Raw genomic sequence first — 1,488 nt, 5'->3', positions numbered from 1 at the left:
TGACCTGACTCTATGAGGGCCGGGCCCCCTTCCCTGCACAGCCCGGTGGATTCTGGTTCCGGGTCCCATACGTGCTCGGAAAGGAGGCCCTCAATGTCGGTCTACGTCGGCATCGACGTGCACCGCAAGCGCTCGCAGATCGCGGTTGTTGATCACGACGGTGCGGTGCAGGTGAATCGGAACGTGCCCAACGGGGTCGAGACGGTGCTCTCCGTGATCGGGGATCTTCCGATCGGGGCGCCGGTGGCCTTCGAGGCCGCTTACGGCTGGGGCTGGCTGGTGGAACTGCTGGAGGACTACGGCTTCGAGCCGCACCTGGTGCACCCGCTGCGGTGCAAGGCCATCGCCTCCGCGCGGCTGAAGAACGACAAGGTCGACGCGGCAACCCTTGCCCAGCTGCTGCGCGCGGATCTGCTGCCGGAGGCGTGGATCGCCCCGCTGGATGTGCGCCAGCAACGGGCCCTGCTGCGCCACCGCTGCCAGCTGGTGCGTCTGCGCACGCTACTGCGCAACCGTGTCCATGCCGTCCTGGCGGACTACGGCTGCGACCGCTCCGGCAGCTACTTCACCGCTCCGGGCCGGGTGTGGCTCGACGGCCTGGACCTGCCGGACGCCTCGCACCGCGTGGTCGACGATCTCCTGGTCCTGATGGACGCGCTCAAAGGGCCGATCGACGCCCTGGACCAACAGCTGGTCGCGCACGCCCGTGGTGATCCGCGAGTCAAAACCCTCACCCAGCTGCCGGGGGTGGGCACGCTCACCGCCCTCATCATCCTTGCCGAGATCGGTGACATCAGCCGCTTCCCCTCCGCCCGCAAGCTCACCGCGTGGGCGGGCCTCACCCCAACCGTCCGCAGCTCGGATCTGACCGTCCGGCACGGCCACATCTCCAAGCAGGGTTCGGACTGGCTGCGGTGGATCTTGTGTGAGGCCGCCCAGACCGCGAAACGCTCGCCGGAGTTCGCCGCCTCCTACCAGTGCCTCGCCCGGCGCCGGGGCAAGAAGATCGCCACCACCGCGATCGCCCGCCGTCTGCTGGCCCGCGCCTACCATCTGCTGCGCGCAACCGAGGTCCCACACGGCCGGCAGGGGTCCCGATGACAGCAACCGATGACAACCGCCAGGGGCGGTCACAGACCCCGGGTGAGCTCGCATTTGCCCATGAGACGGGCTGTCGCCCGTGCTCGATGACCTGACTGAGCAGCCCGGATCCCCGAACCACGGTCATGGCGCCGGCCCGCCCGGCCAGACGCCGAATGGGTGGATGTGAGCGCACTCCGCCAGGCCATCAGCACATCGGGGACGTCAACGACCAAATCCCTGAACATTCGTGACGCTTCCTCGCTCCCGATACAGGGCCCCGCACGGCAGAGTCCTGCCGGACAAGCACGAGGGAGACCACCCACAAACGAAAGCGCCTCGGCGAAGAACAAAAGCCGAGGGTCGGGACCATTTCTACGCTTGACAGCCCCGGCCCTCATGGGTGGG

At 68.1% G+C, this 1,488-nt stretch carries 1 protein-coding gene; it reads left to right on the top strand.

Features of this window, described 5'->3' with window-relative positions:
* Nucleotides 1-93: 93 nt before the first annotated feature.
* On the top strand, nucleotides 94-1,101 hold the full coding sequence (locus ACWDA7_RS52850) for an IS110 family transposase (protein WP_450615364.1): 1,008 nt from the start codon (nucleotides 94-96) through the stop codon (nucleotides 1,099-1,101).
* Nucleotides 1,102-1,488: the final 387 nt, after the last annotated feature.

The organism is Streptomyces sp. NPDC001156, assembly GCF_053598275.1.
The sequence above is the reverse complement of the archived record's forward strand: the minus strand, read 5'-3'. Positions and strand labels throughout refer to the sequence as shown.

What these genes read in the sequence shown, in the direction of transcription:
- ACWDA7_RS52850 (WP_450615364.1), top strand. Translation starts at nt 94, where the DNA reads ATGTCGGTCTACGTCGGCATCGACGTGCACCGCAAGCGCTCGCAGATC.